Below are 18,695 nucleotides of genomic sequence, written 5' to 3'. Positions count from 1 at the left end.
ATGGATAAGTCTACAATTTTTGGTTTAATAATAGGTTTTGTATCATTATTAGTCGGGATGGTGTTAAAAGGTGTTACAATGAGTGCATTATTAAACCCTGCGGCAATCTTAATAATCATCTTCGGTACAATTGCTACAATAGTTATTGGGTTCCCAATGAACGAGTTAAAAAGAGTACCTAAGTTATTTGGGGTTATTTTTAAAGAAGAAAAACTTGTTCCTGACGTGGAAGTTATTAAAATGTTCTCAAGCTTGGCAGACTTAGCAAGAAGAGAAGGATTATTGGCGCTTGAAAGTAAAACAACTGATGTAGAAGACCCTTTTTTAAAGAATGGTCTTACGTTAGCAATTGATGGACAAAATGCAGACTATATTCGAGATGTACTAACAGAGGAAATTGAGGCATTAGAGGAAAGACATTCTGGTGGTGCTCAAATTTTTACTCAAGCGGGGACATACGCTCCAACACTTGGTGTACTTGGAGCGGTAGTAGGGTTAATAGCTGCCTTAAGTGATATGAATGATATTGATAAACTAGCTCATGCTATTTCTGCAGCCTTTGTAGCTACTCTTTTAGGTATCTTCACTGGGTATGTTTTATGGCATCCATTTGCAAATAAATTAAAACGTAAATCTAAGCAAGAAATTAGACAAAAGACAATGATGCTAGAAGGTATACTTTCGGTATTAGAAGGAGATGCTCCACGAGTCATTGAACAAAAACTAGCTTCCTATTTATCTATGTCAGAACGTAAAAAAGTATTAGATGAAAGCGGGGAGGCTGACCTTGGCAAAGAAGCATAAAAAACATAAGCATGAAGAGGAAGTAAGTGAAGCATGGCTACTTCCATATTCAGATGTTTTAACCTTATTGTTAGCATTATTTATAGTATTATTTGCGACGAGTTCCGTAGACCAACAAAAATTGGAAAAAATGTCTCAAGCATTCAACGAAGTCCTTAATGGCGGAACTGGTATTTTTGAACAGCCCTCTCCTGTTGAGATCCCAGATGCACCTAACGATTCTGGTCAGGGTGAAGAGGGGGATAGCACTGCATATATGGAAGATCAACAAGCTCTTGCAGAGATTCAAGACAGTGTGGACGAATATATAGCAGTAAATGCACTCGAAAAACAATTCCTAACTAAATTAACAGACGAAGGATTACTCGTAACGATAAGAGACAGCATATTATTCGATACTGGAGAAGCAGAGGTAAAAGGAGAGTATCGTCAAATAGCAGAAGATATCGCCGATTTGCTTGTGTTTGATCCTCCAAGAAATGTAGTAATAACTGGTCATACTGATAATATTCCCATCTCTAGTAGTGAGTATTCTTCTAATTGGGAGTTAAGTGTTATGCGTTCAGTGAACTTCCTGAAAATATTAGCAGGAAATAATACGATTGATCCGCTATATTTTAGTGCAAAAGGTTACGGTGAATTCAGACCTGTAGCTTCGAATGATACTCCAGCAGATCGAGCGAAAAATAGAAGAGTTGAGGTACTAATTCAACCACTTGTTTTAGAAGATGGTACTTTAAACGATCAACCTGAATAAAAAGAAAAACTGACAACATTTTGATGGTTGTCAGTTTTTCTTTGACTTTTCAAAACAAAAGTTTATAATTAAAACAAAAGTTCAAAGTAATGGGAGGTGTAAGTAAGTTGAATGCAAAAGAAACTAGTATTTTAAAGTACTTGAGAGAAAATCCATATGCTACCCAAATGGAAATAGCAAATGAACTAAAAATGTCTAGACCAGCCGTGGCTAATATTATTTCCCAATTAATTAAAAGTGGATACATCACAGGAAGGGCATATATTTTACCCGAGAACAAAGAAATCGTCTGCATTGGTGGAGCGAATGTTGACAGAAAATATACGTTGAACAATAAGCTCCAAATGGGTACATCCAATCCTACATCAAGTTTACAAAGTGTAGGAGGGGTAGCAAGGAATATTGCAGAAAACTTAGGTAGATTAGGGCATACTGTGCGTTTGTTATCTGTTGTTGGAACCGATATGGAATATGAGGCCATTGAAAAGGTATCAAGTAATTGGATGAATTTATTTTCCATTGAAAAGCTACCAAACTACACAACAGGAACATATTCAGCAGTGCTAGATTCAAGTGGAGAGATGCTTCTTGCTTTAGCGAATATGGATATTTATGAGCAGTTGACTGTAGAATATTTAAAAAAACAAGAATCGCATTTGACGAATGCTCAGTTGATTATTATAGATATGAATTGCTCGAAAGAAGTGATTGAATATATCCGAACTGTTTCGATCGGACATAATATACCGATGGCTTTAATACCTGTGTCTTCTCCAAAAATGAATAGAATGCCTGAATCATTAGAGGGGATAGAATGGTTAATCGCCAATAAAGATGAAGCAGAAACGTATTTAGGTGTGAGTATTAAAGATAAAGAATCATGGGAAGAAGCAACAAGGCTATTTGTACAAAAAGGTATTTCACATGTAGTTATAACCTGGGGTAGTGAGGGCATAATGTATGCAGGCAGTGACATGGGTACTTCCTATTTCCCAGCAATACAAGTAGAAAACGTAATTGATGTAACTGGTGCAGGGGACGCATTTGTTTCCGCTACTTTATATGCTTGGTTGAATGGTGAGGAGATTCCAATTACCATACAAACAGGTATGATGAACGCAAGTAAAACCATTCGCTCAAGTGAAACTGTACGTACAGAGCTTTCCAAAAATAATTTAACTATCGAGATGGAGGAAAATACACAATGAAACAATACATCACTTATTCAGAAGAAGTAGCAAAAGGAATGCAAGAAGGGAAGGCTATCGTTGCGTTAGAATCGACGATTATCTCCCATGGTATGCCATATCCCCAAAACGTTGAAACAGCTAGAAAAGTAGAGCAAATTGTGCGTGATAATGGTGCAGTACCAGCAACAATTGCTATTATGGATGGGAAGATTAAAATTGGTTTATCCGATGAAGAATTAGAAACTTTGGGAACAAGCAAGGATGCTAGAAAAACATCTAGAAGAGATCTTGCTTACGTTGTATCTTCCAAAGAAATTGGTGCAACTACCGTAGCTACAACAATGATTTGTGCTGAAATGGCGGGCATCAAACTATTTGTTACGGGAGGAATTGGCGGTGTGCATAGAGGCGCAGAAACGACAATGGACATTTCAGCTGATTTAGAAGAACTAGCAAATACAAATGTTGCAGTAGTTTGTGCAGGAGCAAAATCTATTTTAGATATTGGTTTAACATTAGAATACCTAGAAACGAAGGGTGTGCCAGTAGTAGGCTATCAAACAGATTCGTTCCCAGCATTTTATACAACTTCAAGTGAGTTCAGTGCAAACTTCCGTTTAAACAATGAAAAAGAAGTTGCAGAAATGCTAAAAGCTAAATGGGAGCTTGGGTTAAATGGTGGAGCAGTAATTGCAAATCCAATTCCTACAGAGCACTCATTGGAGGATTCTTATATTAATAACATTATCCAATCTGCACTGCAGGAAGCAGAACAAAACGGCATTAAGGGAAAAGACGTAACTCCATTCTTACTAGGAAAAGTAAAAGAGCTGACAGAAGGTAAATCGTTAGATGCGAATATCGAACTTGTGTATAATAATGCTCGAGTTGGATCTAAAATTGCCGTTGCATTAAATAATCTATAAAAGTAAGTAAAGGCTATCTATTGTCAGTAAGTGACAATAGATAGCCTTTTTTTAACTCGTTTTCCAAAAGAATATGCAAGAAAATGGATAAAATTTTCGTTTCGCAAGTAGACCACGGTGGAGAGCAAGTAAACTCATTATTCATAGAGGAAGCTCTCGAAGATACAATTTCGTTCGCTATCTCGCTTCTTTAATTAGTAAACACTTACTATTTCTCTTTATTTCCACTAGTTTTAAAGAAATTTAACTTTTTTCATCCTTCCTTAAAGAGCAGTATCCCTAATACAACAGATGGATTAATTACTATATTAACTTTGCCTACTCTTATCATCAAAGCGTTAGACTATGCAATATCTTAAAGTTGAGTACCACTCACTTAATTGATTGGAGTGTAAGATGGCGACTCCAGCGGGAATAGCGTTAGGCGAAGACCACGCAGCGAAGACATTGGCCAAACTTTGGTTTGCCAATGTCTTTGCGACGAGTAATCGCAGGAGCATATGTTTTCCAGCGAGGAGGCTGAGGCAACGCCCGCGGAGGCCAACAGGAGGTTGGTTACGAAGGCGTTGCCACACGAGGTGGCGCTCTTAGCCTTTGTACTCCACTTGAAACGGAAATCAGTAGTATTATTTATTTTCAAGTTCCATGAACATAGTGTACAAGATACATTCTTAAATATTTTCTATTAATAAAAAAGTTGGTCCTGAATTTATTCAGGACCAACCAGTAAAATATTTATTTTCTTAAGTTTCCTAGTTCTGATGCAATTGCTTGCATTTCACTTGGACTAAAAGTATCTCGTTTTTTTACCATTTCGTATAAGTAAACAAGATCTTCATATTGTGTTGCATTGAAATCTTCTGATCTCATTGCGTCTACGTTGACCATACGAAGTTTCTCTTTTATAGTCTCAATCATAAACGTTATATTTTCTGCTGAGGGTTGTGATAGATTCATCCGTTGTAACCTGCCTTTCCTACATTAGAATTAATCATTTCACGCTACGCTCGCATTGTCAAACACTAAATAGATTTTTCAGCCTCTTTTTCTTCTTTTAACTTCTCTTGAATTTTTTTCGTTTCATAAATAATTACACCAGAAAGTCCGAGAAGACCGATTAAGTTAGGAATAGCCATTAATGCATTGGTAATATCAGAGAAAGTCCAGATTAAATCTAGTGAAATAACAGAGCCGATAAATACCATTATTACAAATGCAATACGGTAAACAATTAGAAGCGAAGGATTTTTGAATAAATATTGGAAACATTTCTCCCCATAATAAGCCCAACCGATAATCGTTGAAGAAGCAAAGAATATCAATCCAATTGCTACTACTATTGGTCCAAAGTCGCCTAAGAAGTGACCAAATGCACCTGTTGTCAATTCATTTGCTGCTAAACTTTTATCTGTATAGATTCCAGACATTACGATTGTAATACCCGTAATCGAACAAATGATAAATGTATCAAAGAATACTTGAGTCATTGAGATAAGTCCTTGGCGACCTGCAAGATCCGTTTTTGCCGCAGCTGCAGCAATAGGAGCAGAACCTAAACCAGCTTCATTGGAGAATACCCCACGAGCAATACCATATCTAATTGCAGCCCCTATAGCACCACCTGCAGCTGCTTCACCAGAAAATGCCATTTTGAAAATAGTAGCAAACGCTTCAGGAATAGCTGTAACGTTTATAATCATTACTATTAACCCAGCAGCTACATAGAAAATCGCCATGACAGGCACAAAAACTGCTGTAACTTTACCGATAGATTTAATACCACCTAGAATAACTAGTGCAGCAAAAACAGTTAGTACAATTCCAGTTATCCAAGTTTCAATCCCAAAAGTTGCATTAACTACACCAGCAACCGAATTTGACTGTGTTCCGTTACCAATACCGAATGCTGCAATTGCTCCGAAAATGGCAAATAACACTGCTAACCATTTTTGTTTTAAACCATGCTCTAAATAGTACATAGGTCCGCCGGCCATTTCACCGTTTGCATCTTTCACACGATACTTAACAGCTAGTACAGCTTCTCCATATTTTGTTGCCATTCCGAAGAATGCAGAAACCCACATCCAAAATATTGCCCCTGGACCTCCCAAAACTACGGCAGTAGCTACCCCAACAATGTTACCGGTACCAACTGTGGCAGCTAATGCTGTCGTTAAAGCCTGAAACTGTGATATATCTCCTTCAGCAGACTTATCATGGTTTTTGGAGAAAACTTGCTTTAAAGCAGCAGGTAACAAGCGTAATTGTAAAACTCCTAAACGCACTGTCAAATAAATACCTGTACCTACTATCAATACTAGAAGCGGAATACCCCATAAAAATGTTGAAACAGAACCTAAAAACTCATTCAATTTTTCCATCCACAATTACCCCCAAGTTTTTTGTCTATTGTCGAATAAAAATCTATCATCCTCTCAAATTATTTAACCTAATTACAATATTCGTAAAATTCAGAGTGTTAGTCAAGCCTAATTTTAAAAAACTAAAAAATTGTTTGATTCTATTTGAGTGAGGGTATAATTAAATCATCTATATAGTTGAACTTGGAGGTAATTTGGATGAGTGAAAATAAATTTGTAAAAGGTATAATATGTGGTGCAGTTGTTGGTGGAGCTTTAACGATGCTCGATAGAAAAACGAGAGATTCAGTTATGAACAAAACAAGATATGTTCGAAATGAAATTCAATATTATAGTAAAAACCGAGAAGAATTGAAAACAAATATCGAGCATCAAATAACAAAATGGAAATCTGTCTATGATCAGTTTTCGTCTGATGCGATGTATTTAACTGAAAAAGTGAATGAAGCAAAGGAAATTACGCCTCAGGTCAAAACATTATTAACAGATACAAAAGATGCATTCTCTCAGTCAAAAGAGGAATACAAATCAATCGTAGTTCCTGAAAAGGAAGAAAAAAGTATTTTTGAACCAAAAAAGCAATAACTGTTCAGAAAGGAGAGGGTGGAGTGAAAGAATTCCATGACATAAAAGATAATAAAAAAACTTCATCCTCCAAAAACAGCTGGTATGAAAAACTGAAATTTCTTAATGTAAGGAAGAAAGAGAAGAAAGAAGTAGACCATGATCTTACTACATGGTCAGGTTACATAAAGCATTTAATACTACATATTCAGCAAACGGATATTGCGGGTTTTGCAGCTCAATTAGCCTATTTCTTCCTACTATCGCTTTTTCCATTATTAATTTTCATCATAACCTTATTGCCTTACTTAAACATAGACGAGGCACAAGTCTTCCGTCTCTTAGAAAATTATGCTCCACTGGAAGTATATATTCTTATTGAAGATACATTATCTGAGGTTTTAGTAAATAAGAATGGTGGGTTACTATCCATCGGGATTATTGGTACTATTTGGTCTGCTTCAAATGGGATGAATGCAATTGTAAAGTCGTTAAACCGTTCATACGAGCTCGAAGAAACTAGACCATTTTTTATTGTTAGGCTTTTGTCCATCGTGTTTACATTACTAATGATTTTGTTATTTATGGTTGCGCTAGTTTTACCGGTATTCGGTCAACAAATTGGAACAATTCTATTTTCATACTTTGGTTTTGAAGAGAGCTTTGTGAAACTTTGGAATAGTTTGAGATGGACGATTAGTCCGTTAATCATGTTTATTGTATTAATCGCCTTATACTGGATTGTACCCAATAAAAAACTTTTCTTGAGAAGTGTACTCCCAGGAGCTGCTTTTGCGGCATTTGGTTGGATTATCGTATCATTAGGATTCTCCTTCTATGTTAGTAATTTCGCTAATTATTCTTCGACGTATGGAAGTATCGGAGGAATTATCGTACTAATGTTGTGGTTGTATATTTCAGGTATCATCTTGTTGGTTGGTGGTCAAATAAATGCAGTGATGCAGGAACGTAAAATAGCATTAGAAAAAAAAGAAACGGAAGGACATGCCTAATCGCAGTCCTTCTGTTTCTTTATATATTTCTATTTAGCATTCGCAAGCCATTTAGGATGACTAATATAGTACTTCCTTCATGCCCAATAACTCCTAAAGGCAGGTCAACTACTTGAAGGAAATTGGAGACAATTAAAAATGCGATGACCGATATGGAAAATACGATATTCTGTTTAACGATACGACGCATCTTACGCGACATTTTCACTGCATACGCAATTTTCGATAGATCATTTTTCATCAAAACGATATCAGCTGTCTCTAAAGCGACATCTGTTCCTTCTCCCATTGCAAAGCCTGTTGTTGCTGTTGCTAGTGCAGGAGCATCATTGATACCATCTCCCACCATTCCAACAAATTGATGTTCTTTTAGTAATTCTTTCATATGCATAACTTTCGTTTCTGGTAAGCATTCGGCAATATATTGATCGATTCCAGCCTCTTTAGCAATAACGCTTGCTGTCTTTTCATTGTCACCAGTTAGCATTACTGTTTTAATGCCTAGAGATTGGAGCTGTTTAATCGCGGCTTTTGCTTCTTCTCGAACTGTATCCTTTAATGCAGCGACAGCCGCAATTCCTTTGGCATCCCGCATAAAGATAACCGTTTTTCCTTCTTCTGTGAGGGATGAAGCAATTCCGTTATGAAAGATAAATGCATCATTTTTATTAACAAAATCTGGTTTTCCTACTAATACTGTTTCTCCATCAATGGATGCCTGTATTCCAAATCCAGGTTTATCTTCAATATGGATTAGAGGGAGGTTTTCTACACCTTCTTTCTTTGCAAAAGCTGTAATTGCCTGTGCAAGAGGGTGATTGGATTGCCCTTCGATTGTAGCAAGCTTCGTTAAAGTTTCTGTTCTATCTAAATCGGATCTAACTAAAAAATCTGTAACGATAGGTTTACCGTTTGTTAACGTTCCTGTTTTGTCTAAAGCAATTGCTTTCATCTCGCTGATGTTTTCTAAATGTACTCCGCCTTTAAATAATATGCCAACTTTAGCTCCGTTCGAAATTGCTGCTAAAGTGGCAGGCATAATCGATGCAACAAGAGCACAAGGAGATGCCACCACCAACAAAACCATCGCACGATAAAATGTAGTGTTCCAATCCCAACCAAGTAAAAAGTGAGGAAGGAACAGCATAAATGCTACCGTAATTAAAACAATTTTCACATACGTACTTTCAAAGCGTTCAATAAACTGTTGAGCAGGAGACTTTTCATCCTGAGCTGTTTGAACGAGATTAATAATCTTTTGAAAAAGAGAGTCCTTGTTTGCCTTCGTCATTTCCATTGTAATAGCACCGCTCATATTAACAGTTCCTGCAAAAAGTTCATCATTTACCTGTTTAGTTACAGGAATTGACTCACCACTAATGGCAGATTCATCAATTGCAGTCGTGCCAGTTATTATTTTGCCGTCTGCCGGAATACGTTCGCCTGGCTTAACAACAAGCTGATCGCCTACAATTAGGACACTCACTGAAACACGCGACGTAGTGCCATCACTGTTTAATCGTAAAGCCTCGTCTGGCTGAAGCTCCATCAAAGCAGAAATTTCTTTTTTGCTTTTATTCATCGTGTAGGTTTCTAGAGCACCACTGACGGCGAATATAAATATTAAGATTGCGCCTTCTGTCCAATAGCCGATGATGGAAGAGCCAATAGCAGCTAGTATCATTAGCAATTCTACGTTTAACTCTTTTTCTTGAAATGTTTCTATTAGACCTTCTTTGGCTTTTGCATATCCACCTATTACAAATGCTAATAAATAGAAAATAATTGATGCAGTTTCTTGCTGTGCATTGCCTAAAAACCAAGCAATGAGGATCAAAATACCGGAAAAGAGGGCAGCAAGTAATTCAGCGTTCGCCAAGAAGCCTGAAATAAATAGAGGGTTTGATTTCTTTTCAGTAATGGTTGTCATATAAAGACCTCCTTGATAATGAATTTCAATATTAATAGTCTGTATAAATGAAAGAAAATGGACTTCCAATAGGAAATCCATTTTACATTGATTACTAATTTATAATTATTATAATGTAGAGGTTTTTATAAGTCAACTAATTACCTTAGTTAAAAACTTTTTCTTTATATGCAGATAGCTTTTCTAGTGAAGACTTATCTACATCAGCATGTAGGCTGTTGCCATGGGAATCCATTGTTACTACTGCAGTGAATTTCTCTACACGAAGATGCCACATTGCCTCTGGAATACCAAATTCCATCAAATCCACACCTTCAACGCCTTTAATGCAATCTGCATAATACTGAGCAGCACCGCCAATTGCATTTAAGTAAACTCCGCCATGTTCAGAAAGAGCAGCAAGTGTTTTTGGACCCATTCCACCTTTACCGATGACTGCACGGATACCGAATTTTTTCATGATATCGCCTTGGTAAGGCTCTTCCCGTATAGATGTAGTTGGACCTGCAGCACGTACATGCCAGTCTCCAGCTTCATCTTTTTGCATTACGGGGCCGCAGTGATAAATAATCTGTCCATTTAAGTCAACCGGTGCATCGTGGCTCATTAGATGATGGTGTATTGCATCGCGACCAGTATACATGCGACCAGTGATCGATACGACATCTCCAACCTGTAGATCACGAATCTGTTCTTCTGTAATAGGAGCTTGTAATTCTACTACTTTTTTAGGAGCTTCTTCTGAAGATTGATCCTTGAATTCAATTTTCTCTCCATCTTGATAATGCCATTCAATAATTTCTCCAGTAGTTGGGTTAATATTGATCGCCATACGGCGGTAAGCCCAGCAGTTATAAGCAACTGAAACATAGAAGCTTGCAGGGATACGGTGCATTACACCAATTTTACAGCCAAGTAGAGTAGCTTCACCACCGAAGCCCATAGTTCCGATACCAAGTGTGTTAGCTTTTTCAACTATATATTGCTCTAATTTTGCTAGGTCAGGATTTGGATTTGTATCTTCCACATGACGGAATAATTGTTCTTTTGCTAAATCATAGCCAGAAGAACGGTCTCCACCGATTCCTACTCCGATGAATCCAGCTGAACAGCCTTGTCCCTGTGCCTGATAAACAGAATGTAAAATACATTTACGAATTCCATCTAAGTCACGCCCAGCACGACCTAATCCTTCTAATTCAGTTGGTAAGCTATATTGAATATTTTTGTTTTCACAGCCGCCACCTTTTAGAATAAGCTTCATTTCAATATAGTCTTTTTCCCATTGCTCAAACTTTACGACAGGAAGGCCATCCCCTAAGTTATCTCCGCTGTTAGCGCCAGTTAAAGAGTCGACTGCATTAGGGCGAAGCTTTGCATCTTTGGTAGCCGTAGCTATAGCACGCTTAATAGCAGCTTTAATTTCTAATTGGTTTACGCCAATGGGGGTTTTAATCTTGAACGTAGGTAAGCCGGTATCTTGGCAAATAGGAGACACATTATCATCTGCCATTTGAATATTATTTGTGATTGTATCTAGACTCATCGCAGCACGCGTACCAGCATTTTCTGCCGCTTTTGCTTTTTTGATCGCGCGACGAACATCCTTCGGTAAATTTGTAGAAGTTTCGGTAATCAAATCATAAATACTTTTTTCTAATCGCTCCAAGTGCATGATGCAAACGCTCCTTTTATATATATGTAGGTAACAAACATTACAAGTATACTATTTTATTAGCTTGAAAAAAAGAGTCGTTGAGGGAATAAATAATTGAGTAATTTAATGCGTACGAGAAAATCAATCTTCTGCCAACAAAACGTCGAACGCTCGAGGAGCAGGCGTACCGACCAGAGCACAAGAGCTATGCGCTAAAGCACACCCGCCATCCGCCCACAAAATAAAAAAAGTTCGGAATGAAATCATTCCAAACTGCTCGATTATTCATTTGTGTTTTTAAATTGCTCCATTTTTAACTCAAGATCATCCATCATTTGAATCAGGCGATCTATATCTTCAAGTTCTGTTGTTTCTGGCTCAATTGTGTCTAGTACTTCTAAAAACATCTGTAGTCGATCTTTTAAATAAGATACTTGTTGTTCTGGATTTGAAATCTGTTTACCCACAGAAAAACACCTCACTTTATAAGTATAGGATAAAGGAAATTGTAAAGAAAAGATAGGTCTAAAGAGTTAATTTAATGATTCGTATATTTACAATCTTTACAATATTCAGTTTACATGTTAAAGTATCAATAAGATACATAGAAGGGAGGCCGTAGTGAATAGTCGACCATTCTAATAGTTAGAAGGAGGGTGTTAAGACATTTCACCGGCAGATTGGCCGAAAATGCAGTTATGAATATACAAAAGAATAGTAATTATATGTAAAGGCTCAGTCATTATCTTACAGAGATATCGGCTGAGCCTTTTGTTGAGCAAAATTATCTATAAACGAACCAAGTTGTCTGCTAAACTAAAGCTATTAGCTATTAAGTTTAGACAAAATGAGGTATTGTTATGCATGAATTTACAATGGAAGAAAAAAGACGTTTTAAAATTCTTGTTATTATCGTTTCTATATCTGGATTTTCACAAGGGATGCTACTTCCTTTAATATCGGTTATCTTTGAACAGGATGGTGTTAGTGCAACATTAAATGGATTAAGTGCAACTGGATTATACATAGGTACGCTATTAATATCCCCGTTTATGGAACCACCTTTACGAAAATTTGGATATAAGCCGATTATTATAGTAGGCGGTCTTCTTGTAATTGTGTCCTTAATGCTATTTCCCTTATGGAAAAGTGTAGCCTTTTGGTTTGTTTTACGATTATTGATCGGAATTGGTGATCACGCTCTTCATTTTTCGACCCAGACTTGGATTACTAGCTTTTCTCCACAGCATCGATTGGGTAGAAATATAGCAATTTATGGATTGTCGTTTGGTGTAGGTTTTGCGGTAGGACCATTATTCGTTCAGTTGGTAGAAGTCTTTGAAGGTTTACCTTTCATCATTTCTAGCATTCTTTGTTTATGTGCTTGGGTACTAGTATTTTTCATCAAAAATGAAAAGCCAGAAGTTATTAGTGGTACTGCTTCTTTGGTAGGGACATGGAAACGTTTTGGAGCAGCATTTACTGTTGCTTGGATAGCGTTTATACCACCTTTTAGCTATGGTTTTTTAGAATCCTCACTAAATGCGATATATCCTGTATATGCACTACGCAATGCGCTAGATGTTACAGACCTTTCTTATATACTAGCCGCCTTTTCCATCGGTGGTGTTGCTTCGCAGCTTCCTTTAGGGGTATTAAGTGACCGAATTGGCAGACGAAAAGTGCTGATTTTCGCCTTAGCATTGGGTTCTGTGACATTTGGAGTCGGTAGTATGTTCGAAACCTCTGCGATCATTATCGGCAGTTTGTTTTTTATAGCAGGTACATTTGTAGGCTCTACATTTTCGCTTGGCATTTCGTATATGACCGATTTAACACCAAAACAATTACTCCCAACAGGCAATCTTCTGTGCGGAATTTTCTTTAGTATGGGAAGTTTATCTGGACCATTTTTAGGCGGTCTTTTTATTCAACTATTTGAAGGTCTAAGTTTCTTAATACTTATAGCTCTATTGTTGGGGTCATTGGCCATTGTTCTATTCATCTCAAATCCACAGAAAAAAGGTCGATTGGTTAGAAAGTAATCATTTTCTTGATTATGTATCAATAATAAAAGCACTATGCTATTTCTTATTTGGAATAGCCTTAGTGTTTTTTTTGTGTGAGTAGTGTAACTTTTCTGTGAATTATTCGTATGACAATGTGATGAACAATTTCGAACGAAAAGTAGGGGGAGGTATATTGGAACTTACTAAAAACCAGAAGTATAGAAATGTGCTTATATATTTGCTTATTGTAGTATTTGGTTTAGTAACTTATTCCTTTGATTTATATCCAGGTGGACATCAACTTGATCTTTTTAGTGATGAACAATCCTTTACATTAACCAAGAAAGAAATTCTTAACTCTGAGCACTATAAAATAGAAAGAACTGATGAATCTATATTAAAAGTCCTTTTGATAGATAATGAAATTAGTTTTCTAAAAGGACTTTGGCTGATGGGTATCAGTTTATATGCCTTTTGGTTTATTAACCTTTCTAATTTACTTAAAAATAAGAAAATAAAAACAGCTATTATTACATCAACTATATATACTATAATTTTTGTTATCGCTATTTTTGTCTATATGGAGAGATTAAATTTTATGAAGTCAGTAATTGAGGAGTTAATAGGATGAAAAAAACGTTTAAATTTATATTTTTAACAACCATTCTTATAATATTAGCTAGCTGTTCTAATGATACAGATAAAATTGAAAACGCTCCTATACCTATTATTAGTAGTCCGGAAATTTATAAAGAGAAAGAGCAGGAATTTGAAATCTATTCCTATTATCAACCATTCCTAGATTTTTTAGAGCAAGCGGAAAAACAACCAGATAATAGAGAAGAAATTTATCGAGAAACTGTACTGAACTCTTTTAAAGACAACGGATTTAGTTATACGGATTTTAATCAGTATATTTTTTATACTCCAAGTGATTTGGTAGAGCTTAGAAAAACTATTGAAGTATTAATCGATAAGCAAGTTGAACTGAATACATCTATTAAAGAAGCTTTAGCGACATCGGTTGATAATCTTCAAGGAGGAGACAAAAAGGTTCATATTATGCCATACCCTATGAATGATATGGGAGATACGTCAGGATACGCCTGGAATAAAAATAATATCGTTCTTTTAGTAGGACCATCTTTTCAGAAAGTCGATTTACAATATACAGTTGCTCATGAGTATCACCATGTTGTTTACATGGAAACTGCAGGTAGCAGTTGGTACACGTTGTTAGAACAAAGTGTATTGGAGGGTAAAGCAGATACTTTCGCAAGTATGTTATATCCTGAAGTGGAAGCACCGTGGATTGAACCATTTACAAGCATAGAGAATGAAAAAGTAATGACGATTTTCAGTGCTAATTTAGATTCGACTAACACGGATCTCACTCTAGATTTTCTTAATGGAAACCAGTGGAAGGGGATACCATTGTGGTCAAGATACAAAATTGGCTATCAAATTATGAAGGCATTCCGGGCAAATTATCCAAATATGGCAGTAGAAGAATGGACAATAATACCAGCGAAAGAAATACTGGAAAAAAGTAATCTTTTGAGTATGGAGTAGGAATGAAAGGAAAATGTGGACAGACATATCATCAAAGTCTGTCCACTGAAAACCTCAAAACTATTAAGGCTTCAGCACAAATTTAATGCTTTCCTCTTCATGATCATGAAATGTTTTGTAAGCATCACTTGCTTTATCTAGCGGCATACTATGTGTAATAATTTCTTTTGGATCGAATTCACCGTTCGTAATTTTATCAAACAAAGTAGGCATATAATGAATGACAGGTGCCTGACCCATTTTTAGAGTGACATTTCGTTCGAAAATATTACCTAATGGGAACATATTATATAAGGAGCCATAAACGCCAGTCAATTGAATCGTGCCAAACTTTCTTACTGCGTTTATCCCAATATCCATTGCACTTAGCGTTCCACCTTGGAGTTTTAGTTTTTGCTCTACTTTTTCGACCATCGACATTTTACCGTCCATTCCTACACAGTCAATGACAACGTCTACTCCGCCGTTTGTGATTTCTTTAATATGTGAACCCATATCTTCATATTGCTCAAAGTTGTACACTTCTACGTTATTCATCTTCACAGAGTGCTTTAAACGATAATCTAAGTGATCGACTGCGATTACTCGTTTTGCTCCTTTCATCCACGCAAATTTCTGCACCATCAGACCAATCGGTCCAGCCCCTAAAACTGCAACTGTGTCTCCTTCTTTCATGCCTGAGTTTTCAACACTCCAATAGGCAGTTGGAAGCACGTCCGAAAGGAATAACAAGGACTCATCCTCAAGTTCACATGACTCTGGTATTAAAAATGGCATGTAATTTCCATAAGGTACTCTCAAATATTCGGCCTGTCCGCCTGGGAAATTACCATAACGTTCGGTGAAACCGAAGTAAGCACCGGTGTCTAAAGCAGGATTATCATTTGAATTATCACATTGACTTTCCATCTCATTATTACAATAAAAACATTCCCCACATGAAATGTTGAATGGAATAACTACGCGATCTCCTTTCTTCACTTTCGTTACTGCTGGACCAACTTCTTCCACGATACCCATTGGTTCATGTCCGATAACATAGTCCTTTCTTGTGGGCATGGCGCCTCTATAAATATGAAGATCTGATCCGCAAATAGCTGTTGTCGTTATTCGCACAATAATATCATCTTGTTTCTCCAGTTTTGCATCGGGAACTTCTTTCACTTGAATATCCTTGGCTCCTTGAAATGTGACTGCTTTCAAATAATCTCCTCCTCCAATAATATGTTCACCTTTAATAATTCCCTCAAGGTCTTCAAATAAAACACAATATGATATTTTTAGATAAATGGATTGACTCTGTGGTGCACCCCGCAGTTTATACTAAGAAAAGGAGGCACAAAATGTATAAAATTAGTGAATTTGCTGATGTAACTGGGTTAAGCAAAGAGACCTTACGATACTATGCAGAAGTTAAATTACTCGAACCAGCCTACATTGATCCGGTCAATAATTACCGGTAGTTCGCTAACCTTGAAAAGCTATTGCAACAAAAAAGAAATACTATTTTGCTTCAAATAGATAGTCTAACAACCAAATTGGAAGAGCTAGATGAATTTTTAGTATCAGGAAGGGAGAATGAAGAATGATTAAGTGGAATGAAGAATTAGTAGTAAAGGCAAATATTGAAAAAGTATGGAGCTTATTCATGGATAAAAACATTCATAAAATAATGGATAAAGTGGAGGATCACGTTCTTATAGAAAAGCAGGAAAATGAATTAGGCGCGAAGCATAGACAAAGTTACCGGGAAGGGAAGCGAGTAGAGACATATATCGTGGAAACATTGGCATATTTGGACCGACCAATTAATTCCTGGATTAGTTCAAATACTGGGAAATTATTTATTTCTCGAAAAAGGTCGGAAGCAAAGGTTTCTTTGCTTCTTTTTAGTACATGTCCTTTGAAGTAAGTGAACCGTCCCTCCGTTTCATAATATTAAGTCAAATTTGATAGGATCTATTAAAAATAGATAAACAATCGGTTTCACTTGACTATTCATTAACATAAGATGTTAGGGAGAGGTTTGTTATCTACTCAATAAATATTATTGGAGAGTGATTCAATGGCGGGAAGATCAAAACTTATTGTAGAAGTAGTTCCATTTGGACCAGACCAAGAAACAATGAATCAATTAAAAAGTATCTGTGACAATCATCCTTCTATCCAACCGTTTTTACGTGGAACCAGGCATCTGTTGCTATCGTTTGAATTGCTTGATCTTGAGGATATTCCAGGAAACAGATCCATAAACCGCCCGAAAAGTTCTAAACCTACACCTCCAAGTAATTTTTTAGCGACATACTATGACTACACCAACAATCGTACAGTAATAGCCACCGGACCCATTCATGATCCTGGATGTATCAGTGCCTCCCAGTTAGATACGCAGCCGTTGCCAAGTACTGAGGAGTTTAAGTTAGCTGTAAATATTGTTCGAGATCACCCTGAGCTCGGCTGCTTAATTCGGGAAAATCTTGTGCGTCCTTACAGAGCAATGCCAGCACTCATCGATACAGAGCTTCCAGACGGCCGTATTGAAAGGACCCTCGCGGTTGGACTTCTCCCTGTTGAGGAAAATTCAGAGGATAGAACACAGAATAACGGAGAACCTCTACATCAAATTGTCGGAGTTAATATGATTAGACGTGAAGTAATCTTATATGAAACTGGTGCACCGCCATTTTCAACAGTAAGTGATCAAATCTGTGAGCCCCCGCCTGATGCCAATCAACCCACGGCAAGAAGAGGAACTTTGGGCCAATACCAAGTAAGAGTGTTGCAAGGTGATACTGAGATATGGAGTTTCCTTGCAGTGAGACCTGCTGCTTCTTCGGGTATAGTTGGTTCAGGTATCGAGCTTCGAGATGTGCTGTATCGTGGAAAAAAAGTATTATCCCGTGCTCATGTACCAATCCTTAATGTTCGCTACGATAATGATGTTTGCGGCCCTTACCGTGATTGGCTGTGGCAGGAAGGTAGGTTTGAAGCTATTGGAACAGATATTGCGCCAGGATTCCGTATGTGTTCCACCCCTGCACGAACCATACTTGATACTGGCTCTGATACTGGTAACTTTTTCGGTGTAGCGATCTATGTGGATGGGGAAGAAATAGTATTAGTTAGTGAATTGGAAGCTGGCTGGTATCGGTATATTAGTGAATGGCGTCTCCATAACAATGGTACGATTCGCCCACGATTTGGATTTAGTGCAATAGCCAATTCGTGTACATGCAACCCTCATACTCACCACGTATATTGGAGATTTGATTTTGACATTCGGACTAAGGGTAACAACGTTGTACAAGAGATTAACGAACGGCCAAGTACCGGAACTTCGATTTTTCGAACTTTGAATTACGAAATTAGAAGGTCCCGTGATTCTTTTCATAATAGACAATGGCTAATTTCTAACAAATCAACGGGTGAAGGATATACTTTGATCCCAGGTAAGAACGATGGTTCAGCAGATAGTTTTGGAGTTGGGGATGTATGGTTTCTTCGCTACCATAGTTCTGAGTTAGATGATGGACAGGGTTTCACAACAGATTTAAATAAAGCAAGAGCTAATTTAAACAAATTCCTTGATAAGGAGTATATTAACGGACAGGATATAGTGGTTTGGTATGCAGCACATTTCAGACATGATGAAACGAGTGAAGAGGATGTTGTGCACATTCTTGGTCCAGAGTTAAAACCTCGAAACTGGTAGTGATTGACAGTATGTAGCTGAATTTAAACTGGAAAAAGTAGGGCATTCAGCACTTGCACCTTTCCTCCTAGACAACCAATATGCGATAAGCTATTGTGTAGGAGTCAGGTGCATATTTTTGATAGAGCCTTTCTTATTTAAACATTTTTGCCATACCAACGATTTTAGCCCGATTCATAC

18 protein-coding genes are annotated in these 18,695 nt (G+C 37.1%); 12 read left to right on the top strand and 6 right to left on the bottom strand.

Features of this window, described 5'->3' with window-relative positions; translation table 11 throughout:
- From motA to ACIQX2_RS17620, 4 genes are all read left to right on the top strand, one after another.
- Positions 1-804, top strand: a complete 804-nt coding sequence (gene motA / locus ACIQX2_RS17635) for a flagellar motor stator protein MotA (RefSeq protein WP_402853422.1) — start codon at positions 1-3, stop codon at positions 802-804.
- Positions 788-1,561, top strand: coding sequence for a flagellar motor protein MotB (motB, locus tag ACIQX2_RS17630; RefSeq protein WP_402853419.1), 774 nt, complete (start codon positions 788-790; stop codon positions 1,559-1,561). The genes motA and motB overlap by 17 nt, the downstream gene beginning before the upstream one ends.
- 107 nt (positions 1,562-1,668) lie before the next feature.
- Entirely contained in the window at positions 1,669-2,769 is a 1,101-nt protein-coding gene (locus ACIQX2_RS17625; protein ID WP_402853416.1) for a carbohydrate kinase, read from the top strand.
- Positions 2,766-3,677, top strand: a complete 912-nt coding sequence (locus ACIQX2_RS17620) for a pseudouridine-5'-phosphate glycosidase (protein ID WP_402853413.1) — start codon at positions 2,766-2,768, stop codon at positions 3,675-3,677. Before ACIQX2_RS17625 ends, ACIQX2_RS17620 begins: the two co-directional genes overlap by 4 nt.
- 735 nt (positions 3,678-4,412) lie before the next feature.
- Here the strand turns inward: ACIQX2_RS17620 and ACIQX2_RS17615 are convergent.
- Positions 4,413-4,634 carry a DUF1128 domain-containing protein gene (locus tag ACIQX2_RS17615; protein WP_402853410.1) on the bottom strand — a complete coding sequence of 74 codons (222 nt, stop codon included), beginning with the start codon at positions 4,632-4,634 and terminating at the stop codon, positions 4,413-4,415.
- A gap of 65 nt (positions 4,635-4,699) precedes the next feature.
- Positions 4,700-6,058 (bottom strand): alanine/glycine:cation symporter family protein, encoded by a 1,359-nt coding sequence (locus ACIQX2_RS17610; RefSeq protein WP_402853408.1) that lies wholly within the window; start codon positions 6,056-6,058, stop codon positions 4,700-4,702.
- Positions 6,059-6,256: 198 nt separating this feature from the next.
- Between ACIQX2_RS17610 and ACIQX2_RS17605 the strand changes: the two genes are divergently transcribed.
- Both ACIQX2_RS17605 and ACIQX2_RS17600 read left to right on the top strand, forming a co-directional pair.
- A complete protein-coding gene (locus ACIQX2_RS17605; RefSeq protein WP_402853405.1) occupies positions 6,257-6,643 on the top strand; it encodes a YtxH domain-containing protein in 387 nt (128 codons plus the stop codon).
- Positions 6,644-6,666: 23 nt separating this feature from the next.
- Entirely contained in the window at positions 6,667-7,635 is a 969-nt protein-coding gene (locus ACIQX2_RS17600) for a YihY/virulence factor BrkB family protein (RefSeq protein ID WP_402853402.1), read from the top strand.
- Between the two features lie 19 nt (positions 7,636-7,654).
- Here ACIQX2_RS17600 and ACIQX2_RS17595 read toward each other — a convergent pair whose 3' ends face one another.
- The 3 genes from ACIQX2_RS17595 to ACIQX2_RS17585 all read right to left on the bottom strand — a co-directional run bounded on the left by ACIQX2_RS17595 (position 7,655) and on the right by ACIQX2_RS17585 (position 11,689).
- Positions 7,655-9,565, bottom strand: coding sequence for a heavy metal translocating P-type ATPase (locus ACIQX2_RS17595; RefSeq protein ID WP_402853399.1), 1,911 nt, complete (start codon positions 9,563-9,565; stop codon positions 7,655-7,657).
- Between the two features lie 145 nt (positions 9,566-9,710).
- A complete protein-coding gene (locus ACIQX2_RS17590; RefSeq protein WP_402853396.1) occupies positions 9,711-11,240 on the bottom strand; it encodes a fumarate hydratase in 1,530 nt (509 codons plus the stop codon).
- A gap of 263 nt (positions 11,241-11,503) precedes the next feature.
- Positions 11,504-11,689, bottom strand: coding sequence for an SE1561 family protein (locus ACIQX2_RS17585; RefSeq protein ID WP_402853393.1), 186 nt, complete (start codon positions 11,687-11,689; stop codon positions 11,504-11,506).
- 393 nt (positions 11,690-12,082) lie between these two features.
- Between ACIQX2_RS17585 and ACIQX2_RS17580 the strand changes: the two genes are divergently transcribed.
- The 3 genes from ACIQX2_RS17580 (at position 12,083) to ACIQX2_RS17570 (ending at position 14,803) form a co-directional block, all read left to right on the top strand.
- Complete coding sequence (locus ACIQX2_RS17580; protein WP_402853390.1) at positions 12,083-13,267, top strand: MFS transporter; 1,185 nt, start codon at positions 12,083-12,085, stop codon at positions 13,265-13,267.
- 157 nt (positions 13,268-13,424) lie between these two features.
- Positions 13,425-13,862: a hypothetical protein gene (locus ACIQX2_RS17575; RefSeq protein ID WP_402853387.1), complete on the top strand. Its 438-nt coding sequence runs from the start codon at positions 13,425-13,427 to the stop codon at positions 13,860-13,862.
- Entirely contained in the window at positions 13,859-14,803 is a 945-nt protein-coding gene (locus tag ACIQX2_RS17570) for a DUF2268 domain-containing putative Zn-dependent protease (RefSeq protein ID WP_402853385.1), read from the top strand. Before ACIQX2_RS17575 ends, ACIQX2_RS17570 begins: the two co-directional genes overlap by 4 nt.
- A gap of 63 nt (positions 14,804-14,866) precedes the next feature.
- Here the strand turns inward: ACIQX2_RS17570 and ACIQX2_RS17565 are convergent, their stop codons facing one another.
- A complete protein-coding gene (locus ACIQX2_RS17565; RefSeq protein ID WP_402853382.1) occupies positions 14,867-16,006 on the bottom strand; it encodes a zinc-dependent alcohol dehydrogenase in 1,140 nt (379 codons plus the stop codon).
- Between the two features lie 68 nt (positions 16,007-16,074).
- Here ACIQX2_RS17565 and ACIQX2_RS17560 point away from each other — a divergent pair, with 68 nt between their 5' ends.
- The 3 genes from ACIQX2_RS17560 (at position 16,075) to ACIQX2_RS17550 (ending at position 18,515) form a co-directional block, all read left to right on the top strand.
- Positions 16,075-16,266, top strand: coding sequence for a MerR family DNA-binding transcriptional regulator (locus tag ACIQX2_RS17560; RefSeq protein ID WP_402853379.1), 192 nt, complete (start codon positions 16,075-16,077; stop codon positions 16,264-16,266).
- Positions 16,267-16,388: 122 nt separating this feature from the next.
- The gene (locus tag ACIQX2_RS17555) at positions 16,389-16,715 is read left to right on the top strand and encodes a hypothetical protein (protein WP_402853377.1); all 327 of its coding nucleotides are present in this window, start codon (positions 16,389-16,391) and stop codon (positions 16,713-16,715) included.
- Positions 16,716-16,868: 153 nt separating this feature from the next.
- Positions 16,869-18,515 carry a copper amine oxidase gene (locus tag ACIQX2_RS17550; protein WP_402853374.1) on the top strand — a complete coding sequence of 549 codons (1,647 nt, stop codon included), beginning with the start codon at positions 16,869-16,871 and terminating at the stop codon, positions 18,513-18,515.
- The last annotated feature ends 180 nt before the right edge of the window (positions 18,516-18,695 follow it).

The organism is Psychrobacillus sp. NPDC096623, assembly GCF_044762655.1.
In the GTDB taxonomy this organism is placed as follows: Bacteria; Bacillota; Bacilli; order Bacillales_A; family Planococcaceae; genus Psychrobacillus.
Note: the sequence above shows the minus strand (reverse complement) of the source record. Positions and strands in the feature narration are given on the sequence as shown.

Bases quoted from the DNA above. Each gene is read 5' to 3' on its own strand.
- motA (WP_402853422.1), top strand. From the start codon at position 1: ATGGATAAGTCTACAATTTTTGGTTTAATAATAGGTTTTGTATCATTA.
- ACIQX2_RS17605 (WP_402853405.1), top strand. From the start codon at position 6,257: ATGAGTGAAAATAAATTTGTAAAAGGTATAATATGTGGTGCAGTTGTT.
- ACIQX2_RS17620 (WP_402853413.1), top strand. From the start codon at position 2,766: ATGAAACAATACATCACTTATTCAGAAGAAGTAGCAAAAGGAATGCAA.
- ACIQX2_RS17590 (WP_402853396.1), bottom strand. From the start codon at position 11,240: ATGCACTTGGAGCGATTAGAAAAAAGTATTTATGATTTGATTACCGAA.
- ACIQX2_RS17550 (WP_402853374.1), top strand. From the start codon at position 16,869: ATGGCGGGAAGATCAAAACTTATTGTAGAAGTAGTTCCATTTGGACCA.
- ACIQX2_RS17555 (WP_402853377.1), top strand. From the start codon at position 16,389: ATGATTAAGTGGAATGAAGAATTAGTAGTAAAGGCAAATATTGAAAAA.
- ACIQX2_RS17595 (WP_402853399.1), bottom strand. From the start codon at position 9,565: ATGACAACCATTACTGAAAAGAAATCAAACCCTCTATTTATTTCAGGC.
- ACIQX2_RS17615 (WP_402853410.1), bottom strand. From the start codon at position 4,634: ATGAATCTATCACAACCCTCAGCAGAAAATATAACGTTTATGATTGAG.
- ACIQX2_RS17610 (WP_402853408.1), bottom strand. From the start codon at position 6,058: ATGGAAAAATTGAATGAGTTTTTAGGTTCTGTTTCAACATTTTTATGG.
- ACIQX2_RS17570 (WP_402853385.1), top strand. From the start codon at position 13,859: ATGAAAAAAACGTTTAAATTTATATTTTTAACAACCATTCTTATAATA.
- ACIQX2_RS17560 (WP_402853379.1), top strand. From the start codon at position 16,075: ATGATATTTTTAGATAAATGGATTGACTCTGTGGTGCACCCCGCAGTT.
- ACIQX2_RS17580 (WP_402853390.1), top strand. From the start codon at position 12,083: ATGCATGAATTTACAATGGAAGAAAAAAGACGTTTTAAAATTCTTGTT.